Raw genomic sequence first — 1,985 nt, 5'->3', positions numbered from 1 at the left:
CCCGCCGGTCAAGCGTGGAGGCGCAACCTCTTGAAGTTCACCGTTAAACGTAGTACATTATTGCCGTGATCAAGTCATGGCGAAATGCGCCAAGCCGAAAGGTTTGGGAGGGTGAAAGGCCGAACCGGTTTCGTGGAGCCGACGTGGGGGCCGCCGTCGATCTTCTTTTGGCTCTGAACGTCGCCAAATCCTTGCTTGATCTTAGCCCTCTTGCCGGCGTCGGCCTGCACAAATTGAAAGGTGATCGCAATGGGCAGTGGGCGATGACCATAAACGGTCCGTGGCGTATCTGTTTCGAGTTCAAGGACGGCCATGCTTACAATGTGGAAATAACCGACTATCACAAAGGATAAACCGATGCCGCCGATCTCCCACCCCGGAAACCTGCTGAAACGTGAACTCAAGGCGCGTGGCCTGAGCGCCAATCGATTGGCGCTGGATATGGGCGTGCCGTCGGGCAGGATCACCGATATCCTCAACGCCCGGCGCTCAATCACCGCCGATACCGCCGTCAGGCTGGGGCGTTACTTCGGCAACGGCGGCCAATTCTGGCTCGATCTGCAAGGTCAGTACGACATCGCGGTTGTCGAACGCGACCGAGGCGCTGAACTCGACAGGCAAATTCACTCCCGCAGCACCGCCGCATAATCCGCTCATGGACAAACGGAACTATGCGGCGCGTGATCTTGCCAATTTGGTGCATCCCTACACCAATCTGGAGGCGCATAAAAAAGAGGGGCCGCTGGTTATCGAGCGGGGCGAAGGAGTGCGCGTCTTTGATGCCGACGGCAAGGCCTACATCGAAGGCATGTCGGGGCTGTGGTGTACGGCGCTGGGATTCTCCGAGAGGCGGCTGATCGACGCCGCCGTGCGGGCGCTGGAGACTCTCCCCTTTTATCACAGCTTCAGCGGCAAGGCGCCGGCGCCGACCATTTATCTGGCCGAAAAACTGCTGTCGATGGCTCCCAGGCCCAGGACCAGGCCGCCGTTGACCAAGGTGCTGTTTTCCAACTCCGGCTCCGAGGCCAACGACGCCGCCGTTAAGTTGATCTGGTATTACAACAACGCCGTCGGCAGACCGGCCAAGAAGAAGATCATCTCGCGGCGGCGGGCTTACCACGGAGTCACCGTGTGTTCGGGCAGCCTGACCGGCATCCCCGCCAATCACCGGGACTTTGATCTTCCGATAGCGCCGATCCTGCATGCCGACTGCCCCCTTTATTACCGCTTCGCCGAAGACGGCGAGAGCGAGGAAGACTTCGCCGGCCGTCTGGCCGGAAATCTGGAACGGATGATCATCAGCGAAGGCCCCGATACCGTCGCCGCTTTCTTTGCCGAGCCGGTGATGGGAGCGGGAGGCGTCATCACGCCGCCTGCCGGCTATTTTCAAAAGATACAGGCGGTCCTCAAGAAATACGATGTGATGTTCGTCGTTGACGAGGTGATTACCGGCTGCGGGCGCACCGGCAACATGTGGGGGTGCGAGACCTACGGTCTGGAGCCTGACATGCTGACCACCGCCAAGGCTTTATCGTCGGCCTATGTGCCGATCTCGGCGCTGATGATCTCCGAGCCGATCTTTGAGGCGATGGTCGCCGAAAGCGGCAAGATCGGCGTTTTCGGCCACGGCTATACCTATTCCGGCCACCCGGTGGCGGCGGCGGTGGCGCTGGAAGCCCTGAACATCTATCAGGAAAGAGACATCCCGGCCCGCGTCCGCGAGAAGGCGCCGCTGCTTCAGGACGGTCTGACGGCATTCAAGGACCACCCTCTGGTCGGCGATGTGCGGGGCGTCGGACTGGTCGCCGCCGTCGAACTGGTGCGCGACAAGCGGACCAGGGAGGCTTTCGACATCAAGGAGGGCATCGGCCCCTATCTGATCAAGAGAGCGCAACAATACGGACTGATCACCAGGAGTCTCGGCGATGTCATCGCTTTCGCGCCGCCGCTGATCATAGAGCCGGAAGACATTGCCGCCATGCTCG

At 60.5% G+C, this 1,985-nt stretch carries 2 protein-coding genes and 1 pseudogene (1 of these 3 running past the window's edge); all 3 read left to right on the top strand.

Annotated elements, in window-relative coordinates; translation table 11 throughout:
* The first annotated feature begins 65 nt into the window (after nucleotides 1-65).
* Nucleotides 66-353 (top strand): plasmid maintenance system killer protein, encoded by a 288-nt coding sequence (locus tag A3H92_08010; protein OHC75976.1) that lies wholly within the window; start codon nucleotides 66-68, stop codon nucleotides 351-353.
* Nucleotides 354-357: 4 nt separating this feature from the next.
* A complete protein-coding gene (locus A3H92_08005; GenBank protein OHC75975.1) occupies nucleotides 358-648 on the top strand; it encodes an addiction module antidote protein, HigA family in 291 nt (96 codons plus the stop codon).
* Between the two features lie 7 nt (nucleotides 649-655).
* A pseudogene (locus tag A3H92_08000) lies at nucleotides 656-1,985 on the top strand (aminotransferase) (it continues 230 nt past the right edge of the window).

Source organism: Rhodospirillales bacterium RIFCSPLOWO2_02_FULL_58_16 (assembly GCA_001830425.1).
GTDB lineage: Bacteria > Pseudomonadota > Alphaproteobacteria > Rhodospirillales > 2-02-FULL-58-16 > 2-02-FULL-58-16.
The sequence above is the reverse complement of the archived record's forward strand: the minus strand, read 5'-3'. Positions and strand labels throughout refer to the sequence as shown.

Excerpts from the sequence above, each read along its gene's own strand:
- A3H92_08005 (OHC75975.1), top strand. The coding sequence starts at position 358 with ATGCCGCCGATCTCCCACCCCGGAAACCTGCTGAAACGTGAACTCAAG.